21 protein-coding genes are annotated in these 23,568 nt (G+C 62.2%); 12 read left to right on the forward strand and 9 right to left on the reverse strand.

Annotated features, from left to right (window positions below; translation table 11 throughout):
- Nucleotides 1-2: 2 nt before the first annotated feature.
- The 6 genes from HYG81_RS30530 to HYG81_RS45770 all read left to right on the forward strand — a co-directional run bounded on the left by HYG81_RS30530 (nt 3) and on the right by HYG81_RS45770 (nt 6,351).
- Complete coding sequence (locus HYG81_RS30530; RefSeq protein ID WP_180839857.1) at nt 3-2,930, forward strand: DNA-directed RNA polymerase subunit A'; 2,928 nt, start codon at nt 3-5, stop codon at nt 2,928-2,930.
- Nucleotides 2,923-4,116: a DNA-directed RNA polymerase subunit A'' gene (gene rpoA2, locus HYG81_RS30535; RefSeq protein WP_180839858.1), complete on the forward strand. Its 1,194-nt coding sequence runs from the start codon at nt 2,923-2,925 to the stop codon at nt 4,114-4,116. The genes HYG81_RS30530 and rpoA2 overlap by 8 nt, the downstream gene beginning before the upstream one ends.
- A gap of 3 nt (nt 4,117-4,119) precedes the next feature.
- Nucleotides 4,120-4,545 (forward strand): NusA-like transcription termination signal-binding factor, encoded by a 426-nt coding sequence (locus HYG81_RS30540; RefSeq protein ID WP_180839859.1) that lies wholly within the window; start codon nt 4,120-4,122, stop codon nt 4,543-4,545.
- Between the two features lie 335 nt (nt 4,546-4,880).
- Entirely contained in the window at nt 4,881-5,309 is a 429-nt protein-coding gene (locus HYG81_RS30545) for a 30S ribosomal protein S12 (protein WP_004267302.1), read from the forward strand.
- A gap of 2 nt (nt 5,310-5,311) precedes the next feature.
- Complete coding sequence (locus HYG81_RS30550; protein ID WP_180839860.1) at nt 5,312-5,920, forward strand: 30S ribosomal protein S7; 609 nt, start codon at nt 5,312-5,314, stop codon at nt 5,918-5,920.
- 305 nt (nt 5,921-6,225) lie between these two features.
- Nucleotides 6,226-6,351 carry a DUF7503 family protein gene (locus HYG81_RS45770; protein WP_425607513.1) on the forward strand — a complete coding sequence of 42 codons (126 nt, stop codon included), beginning with the start codon at nt 6,226-6,228 and terminating at the stop codon, nt 6,349-6,351.
- A gap of 3 nt (nt 6,352-6,354) precedes the next feature.
- On the opposite strand, the gene HYG81_RS30555 is transcribed toward HYG81_RS45770, so the two are convergent.
- From HYG81_RS30555 to HYG81_RS30565, 3 genes are all read right to left on the reverse strand, one after another.
- Nucleotides 6,355-8,439 carry a hypothetical protein gene (locus HYG81_RS30555; RefSeq protein ID WP_180839861.1) on the reverse strand — a complete coding sequence of 695 codons (2,085 nt, stop codon included), beginning with the start codon at nt 8,437-8,439 and terminating at the stop codon, nt 6,355-6,357.
- Nucleotides 8,440-8,507: 68 nt separating this feature from the next.
- Nucleotides 8,508-9,206 (reverse strand): DUF7504 family protein, encoded by a 699-nt coding sequence (locus HYG81_RS30560; RefSeq protein WP_180839862.1) that lies wholly within the window; start codon nt 9,204-9,206, stop codon nt 8,508-8,510.
- A gap of 145 nt (nt 9,207-9,351) precedes the next feature.
- Complete coding sequence (locus HYG81_RS30565; RefSeq protein WP_180839863.1) at nt 9,352-10,107, reverse strand: DUF5781 family protein; 756 nt, start codon at nt 10,105-10,107, stop codon at nt 9,352-9,354.
- 229 nt (nt 10,108-10,336) lie between these two features.
- Between HYG81_RS30565 and HYG81_RS30570 the strand changes: the two genes are divergently transcribed.
- Nucleotides 10,337-12,523: an elongation factor EF-2 gene (locus HYG81_RS30570; protein ID WP_180839864.1), complete on the forward strand. Its 2,187-nt coding sequence runs from the start codon at nt 10,337-10,339 to the stop codon at nt 12,521-12,523.
- Between the two features lie 162 nt (nt 12,524-12,685).
- Entirely contained in the window at nt 12,686-12,841 is a 156-nt protein-coding gene (locus HYG81_RS30575) for a hypothetical protein (protein WP_180839865.1), read from the forward strand.
- A 27-nt stretch (nt 12,842-12,868) separates the two neighbouring features.
- Here HYG81_RS30575 and serS read toward each other — a convergent pair whose 3' ends face one another.
- Nucleotides 12,869-14,248, reverse strand: a complete 1,380-nt coding sequence (serS, locus tag HYG81_RS30580) for a serine--tRNA ligase (RefSeq protein WP_180839866.1) — start codon at nt 14,246-14,248, stop codon at nt 12,869-12,871.
- Nucleotides 14,249-14,369: 121 nt separating this feature from the next.
- Here serS and HYG81_RS30585 point away from each other — a divergent pair, with 121 nt between their 5' ends.
- Nucleotides 14,370-15,578, forward strand: coding sequence for a potassium channel family protein (locus HYG81_RS30585; protein ID WP_180839868.1), 1,209 nt, complete (start codon nt 14,370-14,372; stop codon nt 15,576-15,578).
- Between the two features lie 175 nt (nt 15,579-15,753).
- On the opposite strand, the gene HYG81_RS30590 is transcribed toward HYG81_RS30585, so the two are convergent.
- The 4 genes from HYG81_RS30590 to HYG81_RS30605 all read right to left on the reverse strand — a co-directional run bounded on the left by HYG81_RS30590 (nt 15,754) and on the right by HYG81_RS30605 (nt 17,932).
- Complete coding sequence (locus HYG81_RS30590; protein WP_180839869.1) at nt 15,754-16,335, reverse strand: magnesium transporter; 582 nt, start codon at nt 16,333-16,335, stop codon at nt 15,754-15,756.
- Entirely contained in the window at nt 16,335-16,910 is a 576-nt protein-coding gene (locus tag HYG81_RS30595; RefSeq protein ID WP_180839870.1) for a magnesium transporter, read from the reverse strand. Before HYG81_RS30595 ends, HYG81_RS30590 begins: the two co-directional genes overlap by 1 nt.
- A gap of 147 nt (nt 16,911-17,057) precedes the next feature.
- Nucleotides 17,058-17,489, reverse strand: coding sequence for a fluoride efflux transporter CrcB (gene crcB, locus HYG81_RS30600; protein WP_226376072.1), 432 nt, complete (start codon nt 17,487-17,489; stop codon nt 17,058-17,060).
- Nucleotides 17,490-17,524: 35 nt separating this feature from the next.
- Complete coding sequence (locus tag HYG81_RS30605) at nt 17,525-17,932, reverse strand: CrcB family protein (protein WP_180839872.1); 408 nt, start codon at nt 17,930-17,932, stop codon at nt 17,525-17,527.
- Between the two features lie 263 nt (nt 17,933-18,195).
- On the opposite strand from HYG81_RS30605, the gene HYG81_RS30610 reads away from it, so the two are divergent.
- A complete protein-coding gene (locus tag HYG81_RS30610) occupies nt 18,196-19,119 on the forward strand; it encodes a cation diffusion facilitator family transporter (protein ID WP_180839873.1) in 924 nt (307 codons plus the stop codon).
- Here HYG81_RS30610 and HYG81_RS30615 read toward each other — a convergent pair.
- Nucleotides 19,116-20,291, reverse strand: a complete 1,176-nt coding sequence (locus tag HYG81_RS30615; protein ID WP_425607514.1) for an ATP-binding protein — start codon at nt 20,289-20,291, stop codon at nt 19,116-19,118. The genes HYG81_RS30610 and HYG81_RS30615 overlap by 4 nt on opposite strands.
- A gap of 153 nt (nt 20,292-20,444) precedes the next feature.
- On the opposite strand from HYG81_RS30615, the gene HYG81_RS30620 reads away from it, so the two are divergent.
- Nucleotides 20,445-21,365 carry an MBL fold metallo-hydrolase gene (locus tag HYG81_RS30620; RefSeq protein WP_180839874.1) on the forward strand — a complete coding sequence of 307 codons (921 nt, stop codon included), beginning with the start codon at nt 20,445-20,447 and terminating at the stop codon, nt 21,363-21,365.
- A gap of 195 nt (nt 21,366-21,560) precedes the next feature.
- The gene (locus HYG81_RS30625) at nt 21,561-23,507 is read left to right on the forward strand and encodes an AMP-dependent synthetase/ligase (protein WP_180839876.1); all 1,947 of its coding nucleotides are present in this window, start codon (nt 21,561-21,563) and stop codon (nt 23,505-23,507) included.
- Nucleotides 23,508-23,568 lie beyond the last annotated feature (61 nt).

Raw genomic sequence — 23,568 nt, forward strand, 5'->3', positions numbered from 1 at the left:
CCATGCAAGACACGACACCCAAAGACATCGGTTCGCTCTCCTTCGGGCTCATGCGGCCCGAGGAGTATCGAGAGATGAGCGCGACGAAGATCATCACTGCCGACACGTACGACGACGACGGGTTCCCCATCGACATGGGGTTGATGGACCCGCGACTCGGCGTGATCGACCCCGGCCTCGAGTGCAAGACCTGCGGCAAGCACTCCGGCTCCTGTAACGGCCACTTCGGCCACATCGAACTGGCCGCGCCCGTGATCCACGTCGGCTTTACGAAACTCATTCGACGGCTCCTGCGGGGGACCTGCCGGGAGTGTTCGAAACTCCTCCTCACCGAGGACGAACGCGACGAGTTCCACGGCCAACTCGACGAGTCCCGGAAGCTAAGTCGGGATCTCAACGACGTGACGAAGGCCGCGATCCGGCAGGCTCGCAAGAAGGACCGCTGTCCGTTCTGTGGCGAGATCCAGTACGATATCGACCACGAGAAACCGACGACCTACTACGAGGTCCAGCAGGTTCTCACCAGCGAGTACTCCCAGCGTATCGCCGGTGCGATGCAGGGCGACGAAGAGGAAGGGATCGACCGGACGACGCCGGACGAACTCGCCGAGAAAACCGAGATCGAACTCACTCGAGTCAACGAAATCCTCTCAGGCTCGTTCCGCCCGCGAGAGAACCAGCGCAAGGCCATCGAGAAGGCGCTGGATATCGACCTGACCGAAGAGGACACGAACAAGCTGATGCCCAGCGACATCCGGGACTGGTTCGAGAACATCCCGGACGAGGACATCGAGGTGCTGGGGATCAACCCCGAGCGCTCCCGTCCCGAGTGGATGATCCTCACCGTCCTCCCCGTCCCGCCGGTCACCGCACGACCGTCGATCACGCTGGACAACGGCCAGCGCTCCGAGGACGACCTCACGCACAAGCTGGTCGACATCATCCGGATCAACCAGCGGTTCATGGAGAACCGCGAGGCCGGCGCGCCGCAGCTGATCATCGAGGACCTCTGGGAACTGCTGCAGTACCACGTCACGACGTTCATGGACAACGAGATCTCGGGGACGCCGCCGGCGCGACACCGCTCCGGTCGGCCGCTCAAGACGCTCTCCCAGCGACTCAAGGGCAAGGAAGGTCGCTTCCGTGGCTCGCTGTCCGGGAAGCGCGTGAACTTCTCCGCCCGGACCGTCATCTCGCCGGACCCAACCCTCTCGCTGAACGAGGTCGGCGTTCCGGACCGCGTCGCCAAGGAGATGACCCAGACGATGAACGTCACCGAGCGCAACCTCGAGGACGCCCGCCGGTTCGTCTCGAACGGCCCCGAGGGCCACCCCGGCGCGAACTACGTCCGCCGACCGGACGGCCGCCGGCTGAAGGTGACCGAGAAGAACTGCGAACAGCTCGCCGAGAAGGTCGAGGCCGGCTGGGAGGTCAACCGCCACCTCATCGACGGCGACATCGTCATCTTCAACCGCCAGCCGTCGCTCCACCGGATGTCGATCATGGCCCACGAGGTCGTGGTCATGCCGTACAAGACGTTCCGGCTGAACACCGTCGTCTGTCCGCCGTACAACGCCGACTTCGACGGCGACGAGATGAACATGCACGCGCTGCAAAACGAGGAGGCTCGCGCGGAGGCCCGCGTCCTCATGCGCGTCCAGGAACAGATCCTCTCCCCTCGCTTCGGCGAGAACATCATCGGGGCCATTCAGGACCACATCTCCGGGATGTACCTCCTCACCCACGACAACCCCCGATTCAACGAGACGCAGGCGCTGGACCTGCTCCGTGCGACCCGGATCGACGAACTGCCGGAACCGAGCGGGATCGACGACGAAGGCACGCCGTTCTGGACCGGCTACGATGTCTTCTCCGAACTCCTGCCCGACGATCTGAACCTCGAGTTCACGGGGACCGTCGGCGACGAGGTCGTCATCGAAGACGGCCAGTTGCTCCAGGGCACCATCGCCGAGGACGAGGTCGGCGAGTTCGGCGGCGAGATCGTCGACACGATCACGAAGGTCTACGGCAACACCCGTTCCCGGATCTTCATCAACGAGGTCTCGACGCTGGCGATGCGAGCGATCATGCACTTCGGGTTCTCGATCGGGATCGACGACGAGACCATCCCCGGGGAGGCCCAGTCTCGGATCGACGAAACGATCGACGACGCCAACGACCGCGTCGAAGAGCTGATCGAGGCCTACGATCGGAACGAACTCGAGAGTCTGCCGGGTCGAACGATCGACGAGACCCTCGAGATGAAGATCATGCAGACGCTCTCGCGTGCGCGTGACAATGCTGGTAACATCGCCGACGAGCACTTCCAGGACGACAACCCCGCCGTCGTCATGGCCAACTCCGGTGCGCGTGGATCGATGCTCAACCTGACCCAGATGGCCGGTGCGGTCGGCCAACAGGCGGTTCGAGGCGAGCGGATCAACCGCGGCTACGAGGACCGAACGCTCTCTCACTACGAGCCCAACGACCTCTCGGCGGAGGCGCACGGCTTCGTCGAGAACTCCTACACCAGCGGCCTCACGCCGCGGGAGTTCTTCTTCCACGCGATGGGTGGCCGCGAGGGCCTGGTCGACACCGCAGTCCGGACCTCCAAGTCCGGTTACCTGCAGCGTCGGCTGATCAACGCCCTCTCCGAACTCGAGACGCAGTACGACGGCACGGTCCGGGACACCTCGGACACGATCGTCCAGTTCGAGTTCGGCGAGGACGGGACCTCTCCGGTCAAGGTCTCCTCCGGCGACGAGAACAACATCGACGTCGAGAACATCGCCAGCCAAGTACTCGACTCCGAGTTCGAGTCCGAAGCGGACAAACAGGAGTTCCTCGGCTCGAGACCGCGGCCGACGAACCTCTCCGAACACGCCGACGATCGTCTCACCGAGGGAACGGAGGTGCCCTCCGATGACTGAAGTCGCGTACGACGTCGACGACGACACGATCGCGGTCGTCGAGGACACCAACCTGCCCCGCCGGCTCAAAGACGAGGTCTACGAGACGCTCGAGGCACGCGAGGGTGCGACGGTCGAGGAGGCCGACGAACTCGCAAAGGCCGTCGAGACCCGGTATCTCGACACCCGCGTCGACCCGCTCGACCCCGTCGGGACGGTCTCGGCCCAGTCGATCGGCGAACCCGGGACGCAGCTGACGATGAACACGTTCCACTACGCGGGTGTCGCGGAGATCGACGTCACCCAGGGGCTGCCCCGGCTGATCGAACTGGTCGACGCCCGGAAGACCCCGGACACGCCGATGATGACCATCTACCTCGAGGACGAGTACGCGACCGAGCGCGAGAAGGCCCACGAGGTCGTCTGGAACATCGAGGCGACCGGGATCCTCGCACTGGGTGACGTCTCGACGAACGTCGCGGACATGCGCGTTCAGATCTCGCTCAACAAGGACACGCTCGACGAGCGGCTGATCACGGCCGAGGAAGTCGCCGAAATCATCGAGGACTCCCTAGACGTGAGTACGAATCAGCAGGGCACCAACATCGAGTTCGGCCCCGAAGAACCGTCCTACCGCGATCTCCTCCAGCTCGTCGAAGAGCTGCGCGAGATCACGTTCAAGGGAATCGAAGAGGTCTCCCGCGTCGTCATCCGGCGCGAGGAACTCGAGGAGGGCGAGGAGTTCGTCCTCTACACCGAGGGATCGGCGTTCGGCGACGCCCTCGATATCGAGGGCGTCGATGCCTCGCGGTCGACGTGTAACAACATCCACGAGATCAATCGTAATCTCGGCATCGAGGCGGCCCGCGAAGCGATCATCGAGGAGACGAACAACACGCTCGCCGAACAGGGCCTGGACGACGTGAACGTCCGGCACCTGATGCTCGTCGCAGACATGATGAGCAACCGCGGCGAGGTCGAGTCGATCGGCCGCCACGGCATCTCGGGGTCGAAGGAGTCCGTCCTCGCCCGCGCGGCGTTCGAGGTGACGGTTAACCACCTGCTCAACGCTGCGATCCACGGCGAGGTCGACGATCTCGACGGCGTCACGGAGAACGTCATCGTCGGCAAGCCGATCAAGCTCGGCACCGGCGACGTCGATCTCCGGATGGGTTCGACCACGTCCGGCAACAGTCAAGCCGACTGATCGATGGGTGTTACCCTCGACGACGACGCCCGGCAGTATCTCGCCGCGTTCGAGGACGTGACGGGCGTCGACGGCCGAGACTGTCTCGTCACCGAGGAGGGTGACAGGGTTTTGATCGTCGTCGAACGCGGCGGGATGGGCGAGGCGATCGGCCCCGGCGGTCGGACGGTCCAGCGATTCGAGGACCGCGTCGATGCACAGGTACGTCTCGTCGAAGACGCGGACGATTCCGAGGCGTTCGTCGCGAACGTGCTCGCACCAGCGGCCGTCTACAACGTCACCATCAGCGAGAACGACGATACCGTCGCCTACGTCGAGGTCGCCGAAGACGACCACGGCGTCGCGATCGGGACCAACGGCCGAACGATCACCGCCGCTCGGACGCTCGCGGATCGCCACTTCGACATCGACGACGTCCAGCTCATCTGATTCACGCTTCGCTGCAATTTTCGGCCGATACGGAACACTCGAGACGCTATAGTAGCCACTGAAACGATTCACACACTGATCGCAACGCTGTCGTGCGATCAGGTGTGCACTGACTTTCAGTGGCTACTATAGTCCTCCGAATCGATCGGTCTCATCGGTCGATCTTCCGTTCGGGAACCTCTCGCCTGCCGAACGTCGCTAACCCGCGCTCCGGGCGTAATTCGAGGCCGGCGAAACGCCCGCAGAGTCGGCGAGCGACACATCTAAAGCGATCTCGAGCCGTCACGCCGAGTCGAAACGGGTCTCTTAAGTGCCTTCGTCGGATAGCGGTGCCCATGGCAAACGGCAAATATGCCGCGCGGAAGCTCAAGAAGGACCGCCAGAATCAGCGGTGGTCCGACTCTGACTACGCGCGCCGCGCCCGTGGACTTCGCGAGAAGTCCGACCCGCTCGAGGGTGCACCCCAAGCTCGCGGTATCGTACTCGAAAAGGTCGGCATCGAGGCCAAACAGCCCAACTCGGCGATCCGGAAGTGCGTCCGAGTGCAGCTGATCAAGAACGGCAAGCAGGTCACCGCGTTCTGTCCCGGTGACGGTGCCATCTCGTTCATCGACGAACACGACGAAGTCACCATCGCCGGCATCGGTGGGGCGAAGGGTCGTGCGATGGGCGACCTCTCCGGTGTCAACTACAAGGTCGACAAGGTCAACGGCGTCGCACTGAAGGAACTCGTTCGCGGGAACGCGGAAAAACCGGTGCGATAATCATGGCTGCAGAAGATCAACCCGACCCGGACGCGCCGGCCGGTGGTGCGGACGTTTCGGCGAAGCTGTTCGGCACGTGGGAGCTCGGCGAACTCGAGTACGCCGATCCCTCGACCGAGCGCTACATCACGGTGACGCCTGTCGCTCACACCGCGGGTCGTCACGCCGGCAAGCAGTTCAAGAAGTCCCAGATCTCGATCGTCGAGCGTTTCATCAACCGCTTGATGCAGACCGAAGAGAACACGGGCAAGAAACAGCAGTCGCTCAACCACGTCCGTGACGCGTTCGAACTCATTCACGAGCAAACCGAGGAGAATCCCATTCAGGTGCTCGTGACGGCAGTCGAGAACGCGGCTCCGCGAGAGGAGACCGTCCGCCTGAAGTACGGCGGGATTTCGGTCCCGAAGGCCGTCGACGTCGCCCCGCAGCGTCGGGTCGACCAGGCCCTGAAGTTCCTCGCAGACGGCGTCTACAACTCCTCGTTCAAGACGGCGACGGACGTCGAGGAGGCCATCGCCAACCAGCTTATCGGCGCGGCCAACTACGACGTCCAGACCTACGCGGTCAGTCAGAAAGAAGAGAAAGAGCGCGTCGCAGCGGCCGCACGCTAACGCGATTCGGCGATTCGATTTTCGGTCGGTTTCTCATTCGGAGTAGTGGCATCTCGAGCCGGTTCGGACCGCTTTCCCGCCGGTCTCTTCTGCTAGAATAGTGTGTTGATCAGTGCTCGAGTAGTGGTATAGCGACTCGAGGCTGTACTGAAATCAGTGTTAGTGAGGAACAATTCGTATTCGAGATAATATTAATTCTTTCAATACAGTTTCAACCAGTAGTCTATAATATTGGTATTATCTATCCTCTGATAGAGATATTAAAATAAATTCATTACGAGCTGGTACTATACTTCGAGTGTACCATGACGGACATTACACAGTACTTGAAGAACCACCCGCGAATGATCGGCGCCCTGTTCACGATTCTGTTATTACTGGGACAGGCTGGAAACGTCGCAGCAAACAGTTCAGTCTTTATGGGTCCCTGAAAATTAGACGTTGGTAGAAAGCAGTTCATTACTCCATCGGACCTTTCCGTTAAGTAGCACTGGAAATTTTCCTTCCTTATAAAATTTTTCTAGTTGTGTATTTGTCACGGAAATATCTGTTATACTATTTGGGACTACATTATATAATTCGACGGGATCCAGATATGGGGAAAATACACCTCCCCTTCTCATATCTGCCGAAATGTATGGTACTATATCGACACTAATTCCACTCTTTCTCTTGTTTACGAGGCATGCATTTGGTATTCGTGTTTCTGACTGTGCTATAGTCGTTCGTGCATCACCAACCATGCGATACTGTTGCCCAACGACACTTTCTTGTCGGGCAATATCCAGTGCACCGTAGAGCGGAAATCCAAGGTTCAATAACTGAGCAATGAGACTTCCTATACTCACTGCGCCGCTATTAATAACGTTACCAAGCGTCACTATTCCACCGATACTTCCGGCTTTAATGAGGTGCAATCCCTGTTCGTGAGATTGACATGCATTTAATAGAAATGCCTTCGTACCGACCGTGTCAACCGTCGCGGCATTTAGTTTCCCATCTGAACATTGGAATCCTTCAGTATCAATATGGCCGATATAATGCAGGAAATCACTGTCCCTCGCCAGTACCTCTGCAAGAGCAGATGTAGTGAGTTCGTAGTGAATAGTTGTTTCAAACGGTAGCTCTTTGCGGGTTCCGTATGTTCCATTGACGCTCTCAAGCTCCGCCCTCATATCGGGGTCATTACATATGACCTCAATCTCAATAGGGCCGTCCTTCGGTGTCCGTCCGATACTGCTTTCGTATGCTACCAATGGGGCTGTACTAGTTATTTCGGTGCCATCAATTCCAGTCCACGATTGTTGGATTGATGGCAATTGTGGTGGATTGTTAGACGTAGATATAGTCTTGTTTCCACGAATGTTATGGGAACTTGCACTACGAACGAAATCACTACTATCCCGAGTGAATTCGTTGATCGCTTTTTTGGCTGTTGGATCTGGTACTGACGGATCATCGGGTTCGTCTTGAACTTTGACAACAGCGAGATCATTGGTGACGAACGGAAGGAATTCGATGTACTCTGCAGTCGGTTCAAATCGCGTCTCGAGTTGCCAGTCTGGGAGATACGGTTGCAAAGTTGAATATGGTATCTCAAGAAACGTCTCCACTCGTTGAACAAGTGGTTGATCGTACGCAACCTCGGGTTCAAATTCGAGGACCGATTCGACCATCTTGCGTTCGTGCAGTGGAAAGGGAGTTGTGCCCTCCGTGCGGACGACGCAGTCGAGAAAGAATACTTGTCTCAGTATTCGTTTCACCGCTGTATCAAAGCCGTCTTCGCAATCAAATGAATATCTATAGTTTGATTCAGTAATTAGTTCAGGACTTGTACCTGGAACCACATCTGCACCAAGATAATACGCCAGTGGTGCAACTACGAATGTGTTTCGTAGCGTTGCAGGAATTTCTATGCGGATTCCTGTTTCTTTTTGATCGAATTTGTCGGGGATATACAATTCGTCACCAATTTCGAGACGGGGTGGGTGCCCGCGAAGTGTCGGATAGGTCCGTTCTGGGGTTGTCGTTTTTAATGCTGAACCAAAGGCGGATATTGCTGCCATAACGTCTACCGGGTCGGTTGTCGTTGTAATCGTCCCTGCCGGTCGCTCATGGAACGATCGAGCACTGAGGATTACTTGTGTCGAATCGGCGAGGCTAATATATGTTTTCTCACTATCCGAGTAAATGTAGACCGGGCTATCTACCTTGGCATAGACCTTCATAGGACCTGATATATCTAGCGTATATTCTCCGTGCGAAAGGTCCGCCTGCTCGCTTGGAGGGACCTTTGCGACCATGGTTTTGTCCGAATCACGAATGAGAACATGGTCAGTCGTTGGCAGCGTAATCGAACCAGTTGTAACTGCTACCGCTGCATCAATAGGAAATCCAATTTGATTAGTAGACGCTGACTCGAGCGAAACCGGACCGTTCGTCGTCAACTGATATCGGTGGCGTTCGATCGGATCGATGATCTCGACCCCCGCTTCTGTCGGCTCGAATTTCGGTTTCATTGAGACGGATGGGTTGCCCGGACGGCTTACGTGTGGTGGTTCTCGAGACAGAACCGAGCGACGGCCCGTTATTCCGGATCGATCGTCAGCCAACCGGAACTATAGGCCCCGTCGTCGATAACCCACCGCTCCTGACACTCACCGTTTTGCTCTCGAAGTTCAATGATCACGTCGAACAGCGGTGACAAGATCGGAACAATCTGTGCGTCTCGTTCGACCGGTAGGTGATAGTGCGCCATCCCGTTGACGGACCGCGTTCGCCCGTTGATCAAATGCAGGAACTTGAACACTCGCTGTTTGCCGTACTCCTCGAGCAGCGGGAGCAGCGAATCGATTCCGACCCTGACCTCGGCTGGCTCAAGCACGTCAGCATCGGCCTCGAAGGACTCGACTGCACTCGAGATGGCGATGCCGAGGTCGGCGAGGGTGTCGACGTCGGTCGTCGACGGGTCGATCGATGGTGAGGCCGCCGGTGCGGTCGCCGCAGCACTGCGGGCCTGCGTGTCGTACGTAATGACCGAGAGCCGTTCCGAACTGGTATCATCGACGAAGTGAGAGACGGGGTGTGATTCGCCGGTTGTCGAGACGAGGATGCGTCGCCGAAGACGGTCGGCCCCACAACCCAGCAGCCGCTGGCAGGTGTCCTGACGCTGATCGGGTTGGACGGAGCCGACGACGAGAACGCTCGTTCCCTGGCGTTTTAATCGCGATAACTCGTCGGAGAACTCGTCCCCGTTCGTCTCCGTACAGTCCGTTCCCGAAATCATCACTAGTATGTTCCACGACTTTACTCTATCGAACAATAAATGTTCGGGTAGACTATCTCAACAGGGACCCGATGGATCGCCACAGCAAAATTCGCTCACGTTGGACGACCAGACTGGTCGATATCGCGGATTGATAGTTGGCGCCTCAGTCCGCCGCGTGTCCCTCGCCGCCGACGTATGATCGGGTCGCGTCGACGAGCACCTGCCGATAGGAACTCGTATCGGGCTCCCGCGCGAGCTCCCGGAACCGCCGTTTGAACTCCTCGAAGTCGACCGCCGGTGCATCCATCGCGGCCGCGTGCGCGAGGTCGTAGAGGCGGTGGTCCCTGTCGACGAGATCGTGCCGTTCCGCGAGCGCCAGGGCGAAGGCAGCGTTCACTGCCGTAATGTCCGGATCGGCGCTCGCAGAGAGTCGCTCGAGGCCGGGACGTGGCGGCGTTTCGGGCCGGTCGGCGACTGCCGCGGCGAGGCTCGACTCGAGAAAGGAGAGCAGTTTCTCGCCGGGGCCGACCGAGAGCGTGATGTCGTCGGCGTAGATGTCTTTCATGTGGTTTGCGATCTGGTAACAGTGGGAAAGTTTGCGCCGTTCGACGCTCTTGCCGGCCAGTGCGAGATAGAGCACTTCTTCGGTCGACTGGGTGTGGGAGGGGTGACGTTGCTCGTTGCGGGCCATGTGTGCGAACTCATGGAGGGCGAGCTCGCGGGCCATCGCCGACGAGGCGGCCTGCCTCGAGATGTTGAGTACGTGGCGATCGTCGTAGTGGGCGGCCCAGGTTCGTTCGTCCGGATCGTCGCGGAGTTGGACGTAGACCGGCAACGAGAGGTCGTGTTCGGTTTCGAAGAGGTCCTGGGCGCTGAGGAATGGAGAGGTCGGGCCCGGACCCTGAACGCGGATATTCATGTGTGATACTAGCAAGAGCCGACGGGATTTGACTCTTGTGTGCGATTGCATGCGGGTGAATCGGGTCGTGATAGTGGACCGATCAACCCGTTCACTGTCAGAGCACGTGACCGGGAGCGGCGAAACACTGCACCTTCATTTCACTCGTAACGAGGTTCATATCCGGCGAACGGACGCGCCGGATGCGAAACACTACCCTTTTGACCCCGCTGGCGGTAATGGGGTATATATGGGCCGACGCAAGAAGATCGTCCAAGAGTGTGAACGGCTGATGGACGAACCGGAGAACATCCGGAACATCGCCATCGCCGCTCACGTTGATCACGGAAAAACAACCCTTTCTGACAATCTCCTCGCGGGTGCCGGCATGATCTCCGATGAGACTGCCGGTGAACAGCTCGCGATGGACACGGAGGAAGACGAGCAGGAACGTGGGATCACCATCGACGCGGCAAACGTTTCGATGACCCACGAGTACGAGGGAACGAACCACCTCATCAACCTCATCGACACGCCGGGCCACGTCGACTTCGGTGGCGACGTCACCCGAGCGATGCGCGCCGTCGACGGTGCGCTCGTCGTCGTCGACGCCGTCGAAGGGGCCATGCCCCAGACCGAGACGGTGCTCCGACAGGCGCTCCGTGAGGGTGTCAAGCCGACCCTGTTCATCAATAAGGTCGACCGCCTGATCTCCGAACTGCAGGAAGGGCCCGAAGAGATGCAGAACCGACTCCTGTCGGTCATCCACGACGTCAACGAGCTCATCCGCGGGATGACCGAGGAGCGAGACGACATCGACGACTGGACCGTCTCCGTCGAAGACGGCACCGTCGGCTTCGGTTCCGCGCTGTACAAGTGGGGTGTCTCCATGCCCTCGATGCAGCGCACCGGGATGGACTTCGGCGAAATCATGGACCTCGAGCGCAACGACGAGCGCCAGGAACTCCACGAGCGGACGCCGCTGTCGGACGTCGTGCTCGACATGGTCTGTGAGCACTTCCCGAACCCGGTCGATGCCCAGCCACGTCGTGTCCCGCGCATCTGGCGCGGTGACGAGGAGTCCGAACTCGCGGAGTCGATGCGCCTCGTCGACGAGGATGGCGACGTCGTCTTCATGGTCACCGACATCGCGATGGACCCCCACGCCGGCGAAGTCGCCTCCGGTCGTGTCTTCTCGGGCTCCCTCGAGAAGGGCCAGGAACTGTACGTCTCCGGGACCGCGGGCAAGAACCGCGTCCAGTCCGTCGGGATCTACATGGGCGGCGAACGCGAGGAAGTCGATCACGTTCCGGCCGGGAATATCGCCGCCGTCACCGGCCTCAAAGACGCGATCGCCGGTTCGACTGTTTCCAGCGTCGAGATGACGCCGTTCGAGACGATCGAACACATCTCCGAGCCGGTCATCACCAAGAGCGTGGAGGCCCAGACGATGGACGACCTGCCGAAGCTCATCGAGACCCTTCGACAGGTGTCCAAGGAGGACCCCACGATCCAGATTACGATCAACGAGGACACCGGCGAACACCTGATCTCCGGGCAGGGTGAACTCCACCTCGAGGTCATCACCCAGCGTATCGAGAAGAACCAGGGAATCCCGGTCAACACCGGGGAACCGATCGTCGTCTACCGGGAAGCGATCCAGCGCGCGAGCGACCAGGTCGAAGGCATCTCGCCCAACCGCCACAACCGCTTCTACATCTCCGTCGAGCCGCTGCCGGAGGATGTCGTCGACGCGATCAGGAAAGGCGAGGCGTCGATGGACATGCCCGAGCAGGAACGCCGCGAGGCGCTCCAGGACGCCGGCATGGACAAGGACGACTCGCAGGAAGTCGAGCACATCCACGGCTCGAACATCCTGCTGGACCAGACGAAGGGTATCCAGCACCTCAACGAGACGATGGAGCTGTTCATCGAGGGACTCGAGGAAGCCCTCGACAACGGCCCGCTCGCGAACGAGCCGGTTCAGGGGACGCTCGTCCGCCTGCACGACGCGCGACTCCACGAGGACACCATCCACCGCGGTCCGGCACAGGTCATTCCCGCGACCCGGAACGCCGTCCACAAGGCGCTGATCGACGGCAAGATCAAGATGCTCGAGCCGATGCAGGACGTCCGTATCGACGTGCCCAACGACCACATGGGCGCTGCGTCCGGCGAGATTCAGGGCCGCCGTGGCCGCGTCGACGACATGTATCAGGAAGGAGACCTCATGGTCGTCGAGGGCATCGCGCCCGTCGGCGAGATGATCGGCTTCGCGAGCGACATCCGCTCCGCGACCGAGGGCCGCGCCTCCTGGAACACCGAGAACGCCGGCTTCGAGGTCATGTCTAACTCCCTCCAGCGCGAGAAGATCATGGAGATCCGAGAGCGCAAGGGTATGAAGCTCGAGCTGCCGCCAGCGATCGACTACCTGTAGGCTACTTGCCACTTTCGAGATTTCGGCTTCTCCCGTTATTTTCCGTCTCGAGTGCTATCAGTGGCATCCGTGAGACGCGACTCGTGACAAGACGCCGTTTTTCTCTAAGGTAGACGAAGCGAACGCTTTCCATCCGATAGACTGACATAAAGTGAGGGGCCGATGACGACAGAATCGGAGGAAAACCCGGACCCGAAACTACTCGCGGATATCCGCTCGTCCGACGGGGTTGAAGACGCACGGGCCGCAGCCGCTCGATTCGGCGGGCGCGACGAAGAGCGCTGGAAACGGCCTCGAGAAGCGTTCAGTAGCGAGTAGCTATCAGAACGGGAGTCGGTTTACTCGCTACTCTCGCTCGCCCGCACCGAGCGCGCTCTCGCCGACCTTCTCGTGGCCCTCGATGACCTCCTTCCCGCCCATATACGGCTGCAGGGGCTCGGGAATCGTCACCGTCCCGTCCTCGTTCTGGTAGTACTCGAGGAGTGCAACCATAACCCGGGGAATCGCAAGCCCGGAGGCGTTCAGGGTGTGCAGGTACTCGGCCGATTCGTGGCGCTCGGGCCGGTAGCGCAGGCCGGCGCGGCGGGCCTGGAAGTCCTCGAAGTTCGAGGCGCTCGAGACCTCGAGCCAGCGGCCGCCTTCCTCGGGGCCGTCGTCCATGTCGTCGCCGGGGGCCCAGACCTCGATGTCGTAGGTCTTGGCGCTGGCGAAGGTCAGGTCGCCGGTACAGAGCTCGAGGATACGGTAAGGAAGGCCGAGTCGTTTGAGGACTTCCTCGGCTTCCTCGAGGAGGTTCTCGAGGCGGTCGTAGCTCTCCTCGGGTTCGACGAAGTTGACGAGTTCGACCTTGTTGAACTGGTGGACGCGGACGATACCGCGGGTCTCGGTGCCGTGTTCGCCGGCCTCGCGTCGGAAGTTGGGCGTGTAGGCCTGATGTTTGAGCGGGAGGTCGTCGTCGAGGAGGATCTCGTTCGCGTACATGTTGGTGACCGGCACCTCCGCGGTGGGGCAGAGCCAGAGGTCCTCTTCGTCGTACTCCTCCTCGTTGCTGCCGCCCAGCCGATAGGCGTCGTCGGCGAACTTCGGGAGCTGGCCGGTGCCGCGCATGGAGGCGCTCTTGACCGGAATCGGCGGAAACAGGTCGACGTAGCCCTGCTCGCGGTGGAGGTCCAGCATGAACTGGATCAGGGCGTGCTCGAGCTGTGCGCCCTCGCCCTTGAGGAAGTAGAAGCCGGCGCCGGTCGTCTTGGCGGCGCGCTCCTCGTCGATGATGTCCAGCTCCTCGCCGAGGTCGTAGTGGGGCGTGACCTCGTCGGGCAAGTCGTGTGGGTCGTCGAATCCCCAGCGTCGATCCTCGACGTTGTGTCGCTCGTCGATCCCCAGCGGGACGCTCTCGTGGGGGAGCTGTGGGACCTCGAGCAGTCGTTCTTTGAGTTCGTCCTCGAGTTCGGCGCCTTCGGACTCGATCTTCTCGATCTCGGTTTTGAGTTCCCGCGAACGCGTGAGGGCCTCCTCCCGTTCCTCGTCTTTCCCTTCGGCGACGAGCGTGCCGATCGTCTTGGAGACCTGGTTGCGCTCGTGGCGGAGTTCGTCGCCGCGAGCTTTCAGTTCACGCCACCGCTCGTCGAGTTCGAGTAGCTCGTCGAGGTCGACGTCGGCCCCGCGGTTCTCGAGGGCGTCGCGTACCTCGTCGGGATTCTCGCGCAGATAGGTCCGGTCGAGCATGGTCTTGGTCGTGCGTTCTTTGTGCCCGGGCAAAACCGTGTCGGAAGGCCGCGTCTCCCGACTGCTCGCTCGAGCCGTCGGCGGGAAACGCTTTTTTCGTCGGCGGGTCGACTCACACGGTATGGACCCGCTCGAGGGCGAGCTATCGTCGACGTCGATCGAGTACGAGCCCGTCAGCGTCAAGGACGTGCTCGTGGAGATGAAGGACACAGCGGAGCTGTTGATCGACCTCTCGTACTCGGCGGTGCTCCACCAGAGCGAACCGCTCGCCACAGAGGTGCTCCGGCTGGAAGAGCGGATGGACGTCCTCGAACTGCGTGCTCGGATGAGCCTCCTGATGGCCGCGCGGAAGCCCGCCGACGCGGAACAGCTCGCGCCCGTCCTCGGGATCGTCGGTGCGGCCGACGGAATCAGCGACGCCGCCGGCGACATCGCGAAGATCGTCCTCGAGGACGTGGGGCTGCCCGAAGCGATGCGGGCGGCGCTGCCGGACGCGGCGGGTACGCTCGTTCGGGGCGTCGTCGCCTCGGACTCCTCCTACGCCGGACGAACGCTGAAAGACATCAACCTCGAGTCGGAGACGGGCGTGCGCGCCATCGCGCTCCGGCGGGGGAACGAGTGGCTGCTCAACCCCGGCCCGGACACGCGCATCGAGGCCGACGACGTGGCGTTTCTGCGGGGGCCCGACTCATCGATCGGCGACGTCTGCGAGACGCTGACCTGCGAGGTTTACGAGGCCCCCTCCGTCGAGACGGCCGATATCGACGACCTCGAGCGGGCCGTGGACACGATCATCCACATGAAGGACTTCTCCGAACTGGCGGTCGACCTGGCCTACAGCAGCGTGCTGTTCGACAGCGAGGAACTCGCAGAGGAGGTCCGCAACCTCGAGGTCGAGGTCGACGCGATGCAATCGCGATTCGAGGCGTGGACGCTGCGGGCGGCCGCCGACGCGCCGGATCCGGTTGCCCTGCGGGGGCTGATCCAGCTGGGCAGCAGCACGGAGCGGATCAGCGACACCGCGATCGAGATCAGCGAGGGCGTCCTGCGGGACATCGACGTCCACCCGGTCGTGCAGATGGCCGTCCAGGAGAGCGACGAGATCATCACCCGTGTCGTGGTCGAGACGGGGAGCGAACTCGACGGCACTGCGGTCACCGCCGGCGTTCCCGACGCCGAATCGACGATGTCGGTGATCGCCATCCGCAGACCCAGCGAGGGGTGGCTGCTGGTCGCGGACGCCGACGCCGAGTTGCGCGGCGGCGACGTGCTCATTTCGAAAGGGACCCGGACCGCTGCTGCGGACTTTCGAGAACTCGCGTCCGCATAGCCCCGATTCAGCTTCGTCGCGATGGACCGCTGCTTCCGTCCGTTCTTTAAGTACCTCTGGTCATAAGGTGAAGATACGACGGGAGAACGCACTTCTCGAGCGAACCCACTGACCACCGAGACGCGAGTCTCCGGAGCGTCCGAGTTCGTCTCATCTCGCACGAGTGAGCTCGATCTCAGTTCAGGACGACGATCGCGACCCCCGAAAGGACGATGACGCCGAGAATGTCACAGAGGTTCGTGACGACCGGGATCGTCGTATCGTCGGGGTCCAGTCCCTGCGTGTAGGAGACGTAGGTCGCACCGATACTGAGCACGATCGCGATGACGGCCAGCAGCATGCCGCTGACTACCGAGATGAGCATGAGGTCGACGAGCGCCATCGGTTCGGCGATGACCTGGCCGACGACCCAGGCGGCGATACCCAGGGCCGAGAAGATCGTCGCCGCGAGCCCCAGAATCGCCAGGATGTTCGTCCAGAGCACATCGTCCCGGAGATCGAACTCGAGCAGCCCCAGGTGGAGCCGCGTCGAGAGCCGCGAGGAGAGGATCGCGCCGAGGTTGCCGCCCATCCCGATCATCACGGGGACGAGCACCAGCAGCGTCGGGTTTCCGAGGTAGGTCTCCTCGAGTTCCTCGAGGACGTACCCCGACCCCATCTCGAGTATCGAGAGGACGATCAGAATTGGGAACATTGTCATGACGATGTGTCGGATCGTCCAGGCGTCGAGCGGATCGTCGGGGTCCGCGGCCGCCATCAGAACATCACCCCGACGACGGTGAGCGCGACGAAGAGGAAGACGACGCCGAAGACGTCGCCGAGCGTGGTGACGATCGGGCCGATCAGGTTGTCCGGATCGAGACCGTACTTGTAGCTCGCGAACACCAGTCCCAGCATGCCGAATATCAGGGTGAACGAGGTCAACACGCCGGAGACGAGCATAATCCCGACGAGTTCGACGAGCCGTGCGGACTCGCGCCCCAGCACCTGCAGAATGCCCCACGAGAGGAACGCAATGAACACCGAGATACCGATCCCGTTGATGAAGGAGGCGGCGACCGCGTTGACGAGCCGTCGATTCCACGAGAACTCCGGATCGATCATCCCCTGGTGGAGCCCGCTCGAGATGCGTGCGCCCAGCGCGCCGTAGACGTTCCCCCGGGTCGCGAGGAAAGCGGGAAGCAGTAACAGCATACCGGGGAACCGCTCGAAGCCGGCTGTCATCCCTTCGGAACCGAGGACCGACCCCGCGAAGATCCCGCCGACGAGACTGACCGCGAGAATCGGTAGCGACTCGCGGTAGATGCGCCACGCGGTTTGGCGAGCCTCCATAGCGGCGAATGACGTAGTCCGGACATAAACCTACCGCGGGTCGAACGCGAACACATCGCTCGACAGCGTGTGGGTTGGTACCACTCCTGGACGATCGCTAACGTGTTTCATCGGGAGCGCTCGAGGCGGCCGTTTCTCGAGTGTCACTTAGAGAGGACTCGCCGTGACGAGGACCCACGCGAGGCCGATCGCCGCGAGCGAACAGGCGAGGGTGGCCGCGGCGTTGCCGATCGCGAGGACCCGCTCCCCGCGCTCGTACAGCCGAACCGTTTCGACCGAAAACGCAGAGAAGGTCGTAAACGAGCCACAGATTCCGGTGCCGACGAGCTGTAGCGTCGACTCGCTCGCACCCGTGAAGACCGCGAGTCCGAAGGCGAAACTGCCGACGACGTTGACCGCGAACGTCGCCAGCGGGAATCGGCCGCTCGAGACCCGAGAGACGCGCTGGCCGACCCAGTATCGGAGGACAGCGCCGATCGCGCCGCCGGTACCGACGAGGTGGGCCGGTGCCGGCTCGACGGTGACGGCTGCATGGGTGACGGCCGTTTGGGCGAGAACGACAGCCGTCCGGGCGAGCAGTCGGACGGCGACGGCCCCCTCGAGAAGCGGTGCACTCACGCCGTCTCACCATCGGCGCGGTGTGGGGTCCCGACTCGACGCGCGAGTGCCCGTCCCGCGAGCACGCCGAGAAGCCCGAGTCCGTAGTTCGCGGCGACGATGCCGCCCAGGGAGAGCGGGTTCGACGCGAGCGCGGTCTGGAGCGCGAACGTGCTGTAGGTCGTCAGCGAGGAGAGGAATCCCGTCGTGAAGACGAGGCGGGCCCGCGAGCCGATGTGGCCCGCGTACTCGGCCTCGTAGACCAGAAAGCCGAGGAGCGCGCTCCCGACGGCGTTGACGAGGACGATCGACGGCACGTCCGGGAGCGCACCCATCGCGAAAAACCGGAGGTTCGAGCCGGCGAAGCCGCCGACGGCGATCAGTGCGAGCGTCTCGAGTCGAACGAGCGGGTGTGCGTCTGCCATGGCTGGGTGGGTACGCAGGGACCGACGCTCTTCCGGTGCCGGCACTGGGATCGACGCCAGCCACGGACCGGCACGTCTCGCCCGGCGGTTGGGTCAGGCGGGCCCCATCGCCCAATCGTGTGCTCCCTCTCGCGGGCACACAATGAGGGTTCCGGATGCCGTCCCCGATTCTTCTCACGGCCTGCCGCGGTCCGACGTTGCGCTCGAGCGCCCCGAGTCACGGAAGGAAAAGAGCCAAGGTTAGACTGCCTCTAAACCGAGCCATGACCGGAGACGCGACCGGGGACGGCGGGCGAAGCGGCTTCGCACGAGCGTCGTGGGCGAACGTCCTCGGGAACGTCGTGAAAATCATCGCCGAGGGGACGGCGGGACTCGCGTTCGGGAGCGTCGCCCTGCTCGCGGACGCGGCCCACTCGCTTGCGGATCTCGTCGCCAGCGTGGTCGTTCTCGTCTGGGGGCGAAGCGCGTTCGACGAACCCGACACGACCCATCCGCACGGCCACGATCGAATCGAACCCCTGACGGCGCTGTTCGTCGGTGCCGTCATCGCGCTCCTCGGACTGAATCTGCTCTACCGCTCCGTCGAGGGGTTCGTCACCGGAACCGATATCGAGTTCAGCGTCCTGCTCCTCGCGGCGCTCGGGTTCGCGATCGTCGATATGTACCTCGTCTACCGCTACACCGTTCGAATCAACGAACGCCTGCAGTCGACCGCACTCGCGGCGCTCGCGAAGGACTGCCTGAACGACATCTACACCTCGGTCGCCGCCATCGTCGGCGTCCTCGGCGTCCTGGTCGGCTATCCGATACTCGATCCCGTCGCCGGCGGCATCGTCAGCCTGCTGGTCGTCTATCAGGGCATCGAGATCGGCAAGGAGAACGTCGATTACCTCATCGGCGCTGCCCCCGGCCCCGAAAAGCGCGGGGAGATCACCGATCGCCTGCGGAGCCACCCGGCCGTCGAGGGCGTTCACGACCTGACCGTCTTCTACGACGGCACCGTCCTCGAGGTCGAAGTTCACGTCGAGGTCGACGGCGACATGCCGTTCCGGGAGGCCCACGACATCGAATCGGAACTGGCCGCTAGCCTGCGAGACCTCGAGGACGTCGGCGACGCACACGTTCACCTCGATCCGTCCGGAATCGGCGAGTGGAAGGAGTCGGCCGACGAGTTCGGATCGCTCTAGTTGCGTTCGCTGCGTTCGTTGCGTTCGCTGTTTTCAGGGACGTCAGCGGCGGCCGACGCACGCGGCAACGTGACGACGAAGGTGCTCCCGTCCGGGCCGGTGTCGGCGAGAGCGACGGTGCCGCCGTACCTGCCCGCGAGGATCCGGGAGAGGTAGAGGCCGAGTCCGTGGTTGGTCGACTTGCGTTCGAACAGCGTCTCCCGAGTCGCCTCGGGGATCCCCGGACCGTTGTCGGCGACCGTGACCGTCACGCTCTCGGGCATCGTGTCGACGGTCACGCGAACGCGGGGCCGCTCGCTGTCGTTGTGTACGATCGCGTTCTCGAGGAGGTTCGAAAAGATCCATTGCAGCCCCTGATTTCCCCTGACAGCGACCGCGTCGGGCAGCGTCGCCTCGAGCGTGGCGTCGTCGAAGCGGGCGCGATACTCGGCCAGTTGCGCCTCGAGTAACGCGGTGAGATCGACGGTGCCGGTTTCGGACCCCCGGTTCGCGTCGAGCATCGCCCGCACCTCTTCGATGACGCCGACGAGGTCATCGCTTTCGTGTTCGATCGTCCGGAGACGATCGCGGAGCCGCTCGTCGTCGCACTGCTGGAATGCCAGCGATGCGTGACCGCCGATGATCTGTGAGGAGTTCAACACCTCGTGGCGGAGGAGGTCGTTTAAGTACATGAGCAGTGCGCGCTCGTCCTCGAGCTGTTCGGCACGGACGGTGTCGGCCGTCACCTCGACCTCGCGCTGGATGGCACTCGCTTCGACGTAGCCGACGACGAATCCGCCCACTGCGCCCGCGTTGAGGGAGAAGTGAGCCCAGGAGACGTTTCCCGCGAGGTCGTTCCACGGGTAGAACACTATCGTCACGAGGTTAATCGCCAGGAAGACCGCTCCGCCGCCGAGATACCACTTGAGTATCCGACCGTACCGATTCGCGTCGATGTCGCTCCGCTCGAGGCGGTACCCACCCCACGCCAGTCCGAGGGCCGGGCTGCCGACGAAGAGGAAACTCAGCAGGATCCCGATTCCGTCGAGCGAATCAGCGAACGCGATCCACCAGCCGACGAGGAACGCAAACGAGAGGACGCCGCTCCCGAGTACGATTCCGGGCGTGCGCGCTCCCCGGAGCCACGGCGAGGAGCGCTCGAGGCGGATCTGATCCGACAGATCGCCGCTCACGTTCGATTGAGCGGGGGTCGTTCGGAGACGGTTCGAGTCATCTATCGTACGAATGTGGGTGAGGTGTAAAGGGAGTAACGGCCCACCACGGTTGCGGTCGCATCGGTTGGCCGCGACGCGAGCTTTTATCCTGCGCGATGACGGTCTATCGATATGGAAGTCGGAGACGTCCGCGAAGTCACGACCGGTGACTGTTCGGATCTTTACTACCTCGACACGGGGATGTACGACACGAACGAGTACGGCGCCGTCTTCATCCTCGACGACGACCGTCCCGCCGTGATCGACACCGGTATCGGTACCAACTACGACCTGCTGCGCGAGGCCCTCGAGGAGGTCGGCATCGGCGAAGACGACCTCGAGGTCATCGCGCTGACCCACATCCATCTCGATCACGCCGGCGGTGCGGGCTTTCTCGCGGCGGATTACCCGAACGCCGACGTCTACGTTCACCCGATCGGCACCGATCATCTGATCGATCCCTCGCGGCTGGTCGCGGGCACGAAAAGCGCCGTCGGCGAGCAGTGGGAGTACTACGTCGAACCGGAGCCGATTCCGGCCGAACGGATCGTCGAGATCGAGGACGGGGACGTCATCGACCTCGGCACGCACGAACTGCGCGTTCACGCGGCACCCGGCCACGCTCCGCATCAGGTGGTCTTCGAGGATCCCACGAACGATGCGGTCTTCGTCGCCGACGCCGCCGGCATCTGGATCCCTCAGATCGAGGAAATCAGGGAGACCTCGCCGCCCTCGAACTTCGATCTCGAGGGGTGTCTCGCGGACGTCGAGACGCTGAAAGAAATCGACCCCGACGTGTTCTGTTACCCCCACTTCGGGCCGCGATACGTCGGTGACGATGTCGACGCGGCGCTCGAGGAGTACGCGACCGTCCTCAAGGCGTGGGTCGACGTGGTCGCAGAGAAACGGCAGGAGCTCGAGGACGATCAGGCGGTCGTCGAGTACTTCGCCGACGCGACCGAGATGACCGATGTCTGGGGGACGGAGAAGGCGAGCGAGGAGGCGAAACTGAACACACGCGGCGTGCTGGGGTATCTCGAACATCGAGAGTGAGCGGAGAGTAAGTCGGCGCCTCGCGACGATCTGATAGTCTGGCTAACAGTAACCGTCGTTCAGTTGTACCCGTCGAACGGCCGATTTCGACAGCTATAGCCGGTTATTGCCGGTTTGGATGTTGCCGATAAACCCACCGACGGATGAGATGAGTTTCAGCACGTTTTATCGCATGGGAGATACTCGCATACGTATATGAACTGGCTGGACGCCGAACGAGAGTACGAGGACGAGGTCATCGGGGAGACGACGCTCGCCCGACTCTTCGAGGACTCAGCTGAACGGAACGCGAACCGACCGGCACAGAAGTACAAGGGAGGGATCTACGAGCGATCACTGACGGATTCGGCTCTCCCCGCCGCGACGCCTGGCGAGTTCCGGACAATCTCCTACGCCGAGATGCGCGATATCGTCCGAACGCTTTCGGCCGGCTTTCGCGAGCTGGGTGTCGAGACGGAAGATCGGGTCGGTCTCTTCTCCAATACCCGAATGGAGTGGGCCCAGTGTGACTTCGCCTTGCTGGGGGCCGGTGCAGTCGTCACGACCGTCTACACGAGTTCCTCGCCCAAGCAGGTCGAGTACCTCCTCGACGACCCCGACGCTGACGGCGTCGTCGTCGAGAACGAGGAACTGCTCGAGAACGTTCTCGAAGTCGAGGACGAACTCGACCTCGAGTTCATCGTCTCGATGGACGAGATCGACGGCTACGACGACCGCGACGACATCGTCACCCTCGGCGAGGTCTACGCCCGCGGCGATGAGGCGTTCGACCTCGAGGCCTACGAGGCCCGGATCGAGGAAACGGAGCCGGACGATCTGGCGAGCCTGATCTACACGAGCGGGACGACGGGGCAGCCGAAGGGGGTCCAGCTGACCCACGGAAACTTCCGCTCGAACGTCAACGGCGTCCGGAAACGCTTCGCGCCGCGACCGGACAAGGGAGACGACGTCCCGACGCTGGACGAGGGGGCGGTGGCGATGTCGTATCTGCCGCTGGCGCACGTCTTCGAGCGGACGGCCGGTCACTTCGTGATGTTCGCGAGCGGCGCCTGCGTCGCCTATGCGGAGAGCCCGGACACGCTTCAGGAGGACTTCAGTATCGTCGGCCCGTCGACGGCGACGAGCGTTCCCCGCGTCTACGAGAAGATCTACGACACGATCCGCGAGCAGGCCAGCGAGTCGGGCGTGAAAGAGCGGATCTTCGAGTGGGCGACCGACGTCGGCGTCGAGTACCAGCTGGCCGATTCGCCGGGGCCGATCCTGCGGGCCAAACAGGCGCTGGCCGACAAACTCGTCTTCTCGACGGTCCGCGAGGCGCTGGGCGGCGAGATCGAACTGCTCATCAGCGGCGGCGGGAGCCTCTCGCCGGAGCTCTGTCGGCTCTACCACGCGATGGGGCTGCCCATCTACGAGGGGTACGGCCTCACCGAGACCTCGCCGGTCGTCTCGACGAATCCGGCGGACGCCGTGGAGATCGGCACGATCGGCCCGCCGCTGGTCAACGTCGACGTGAAAGTCGACAAGACCGTCGCCGATCAGGAGGCGTTCAGCGCCGACCCCGGTGAGGTCGGCGAACTCCTCGTGAAGGGACCGAGCGTCACGCAGGGCTACTGGGACAAGCCCGGCGCGACGCAGGGTGCGTTCACGGAAGCGGGATGGTTCCGCACCGGCGACATCGTTCACCTGCGGCCCGACGGCTACCTCGAGTTCCGCGACCGGATCAAACAGATCATCGTCCTCTCGACGGGGAAGAACGTCGCGCCCGGCCCGCTCGAGGACGCCTTCGCAGCGAGCGAGGTCGTCGAGCAGGCGATGGTCGTCGGCGACGGCGAGAAGTTCATTGGCGCACTGCTGGTCCCGAACACGAACCACATCCGCGAGTGGGCCGAGAAAGAGGGGATTGACCTGCCCGACGACCCTGAGGAGCTGTGTGATTACGACCGCGTCCGTGCGTACATCCAGGAGGAGGTCGACCGGGTCAACGAGTCCTTCGAGAAACACGAGACGATCAAGCGGTTCGAACTCGTCCCACAGGAGTTCACCGAGGAAAACGATATGCTCACCCCGACGATGAAGAAGAAGCGTCGGGTCATCCTCGAGCGATTCGAGGACCGCGCGGCTCGGATCTACGCGGACGACTGATCGTCTCGGGGCGATGACGGTCGGCCGGAACTCCCTCACGGCCTTGACCTATATCGACGGA

Origin of the sequence: Natrinema zhouii (assembly GCF_013456555.2) — an archaeon.
In the GTDB taxonomy this organism is placed as follows: domain Archaea; phylum Halobacteriota; class Halobacteria; order Halobacteriales; family Natrialbaceae; genus Natrinema; species Natrinema zhouii.

Excerpts from the sequence above, each read along its gene's own strand:
- HYG81_RS30530 (WP_180839857.1), top strand. The coding sequence starts at position 3 with ATGCAAGACACGACACCCAAAGACATCGGTTCGCTCTCCTTCGGGCTC.
- rpoA2 (WP_180839858.1), top strand. The coding sequence starts at position 2,923 with ATGACTGAAGTCGCGTACGACGTCGACGACGACACGATCGCGGTCGTC.
- HYG81_RS30540 (WP_180839859.1), top strand. The coding sequence starts at position 4,120 with ATGGGTGTTACCCTCGACGACGACGCCCGGCAGTATCTCGCCGCGTTC.
- HYG81_RS30545 (WP_004267302.1), top strand. The coding sequence starts at position 4,881 with ATGGCAAACGGCAAATATGCCGCGCGGAAGCTCAAGAAGGACCGCCAG.
- HYG81_RS30550 (WP_180839860.1), top strand. The coding sequence starts at position 5,312 with ATGGCTGCAGAAGATCAACCCGACCCGGACGCGCCGGCCGGTGGTGCG.
- HYG81_RS45770 (WP_425607513.1), top strand. The coding sequence starts at position 6,226 with ATGACGGACATTACACAGTACTTGAAGAACCACCCGCGAATGATCGGC.
- HYG81_RS30555 (WP_180839861.1), bottom strand. The coding sequence starts at position 8,439 with ATGAAACCGAAATTCGAGCCGACAGAAGCGGGGGTCGAGATCATCGAT.
- HYG81_RS30560 (WP_180839862.1), bottom strand. The coding sequence starts at position 9,206 with ATGATTTCGGGAACGGACTGTACGGAGACGAACGGGGACGAGTTCTCC.
- HYG81_RS30565 (WP_180839863.1), bottom strand. The coding sequence starts at position 10,107 with ATGAATATCCGCGTTCAGGGTCCGGGCCCGACCTCTCCATTCCTCAGC.
- HYG81_RS30570 (WP_180839864.1), top strand. The coding sequence starts at position 10,337 with ATGGGCCGACGCAAGAAGATCGTCCAAGAGTGTGAACGGCTGATGGAC.
- HYG81_RS30575 (WP_180839865.1), top strand. The coding sequence starts at position 12,686 with ATGACGACAGAATCGGAGGAAAACCCGGACCCGAAACTACTCGCGGAT.
- serS (WP_180839866.1), bottom strand. The coding sequence starts at position 14,248 with ATGCTCGACCGGACCTATCTGCGCGAGAATCCCGACGAGGTACGCGAC.
- HYG81_RS30585 (WP_180839868.1), top strand. The coding sequence starts at position 14,370 with ATGGACCCGCTCGAGGGCGAGCTATCGTCGACGTCGATCGAGTACGAG.
- HYG81_RS30590 (WP_180839869.1), bottom strand. The coding sequence starts at position 16,335 with ATGGCGGCCGCGGACCCCGACGATCCGCTCGACGCCTGGACGATCCGA.
- HYG81_RS30595 (WP_180839870.1), bottom strand. The coding sequence starts at position 16,910 with ATGGAGGCTCGCCAAACCGCGTGGCGCATCTACCGCGAGTCGCTACCG.
- HYG81_RS30605 (WP_180839872.1), bottom strand. The coding sequence starts at position 17,932 with ATGGCAGACGCACACCCGCTCGTTCGACTCGAGACGCTCGCACTGATC.
- HYG81_RS30610 (WP_180839873.1), top strand. The coding sequence starts at position 18,196 with ATGACCGGAGACGCGACCGGGGACGGCGGGCGAAGCGGCTTCGCACGA.
- HYG81_RS30620 (WP_180839874.1), top strand. The coding sequence starts at position 20,445 with ATGGAAGTCGGAGACGTCCGCGAAGTCACGACCGGTGACTGTTCGGAT.
- HYG81_RS30625 (WP_180839876.1), top strand. The coding sequence starts at position 21,561 with ATGAACTGGCTGGACGCCGAACGAGAGTACGAGGACGAGGTCATCGGG.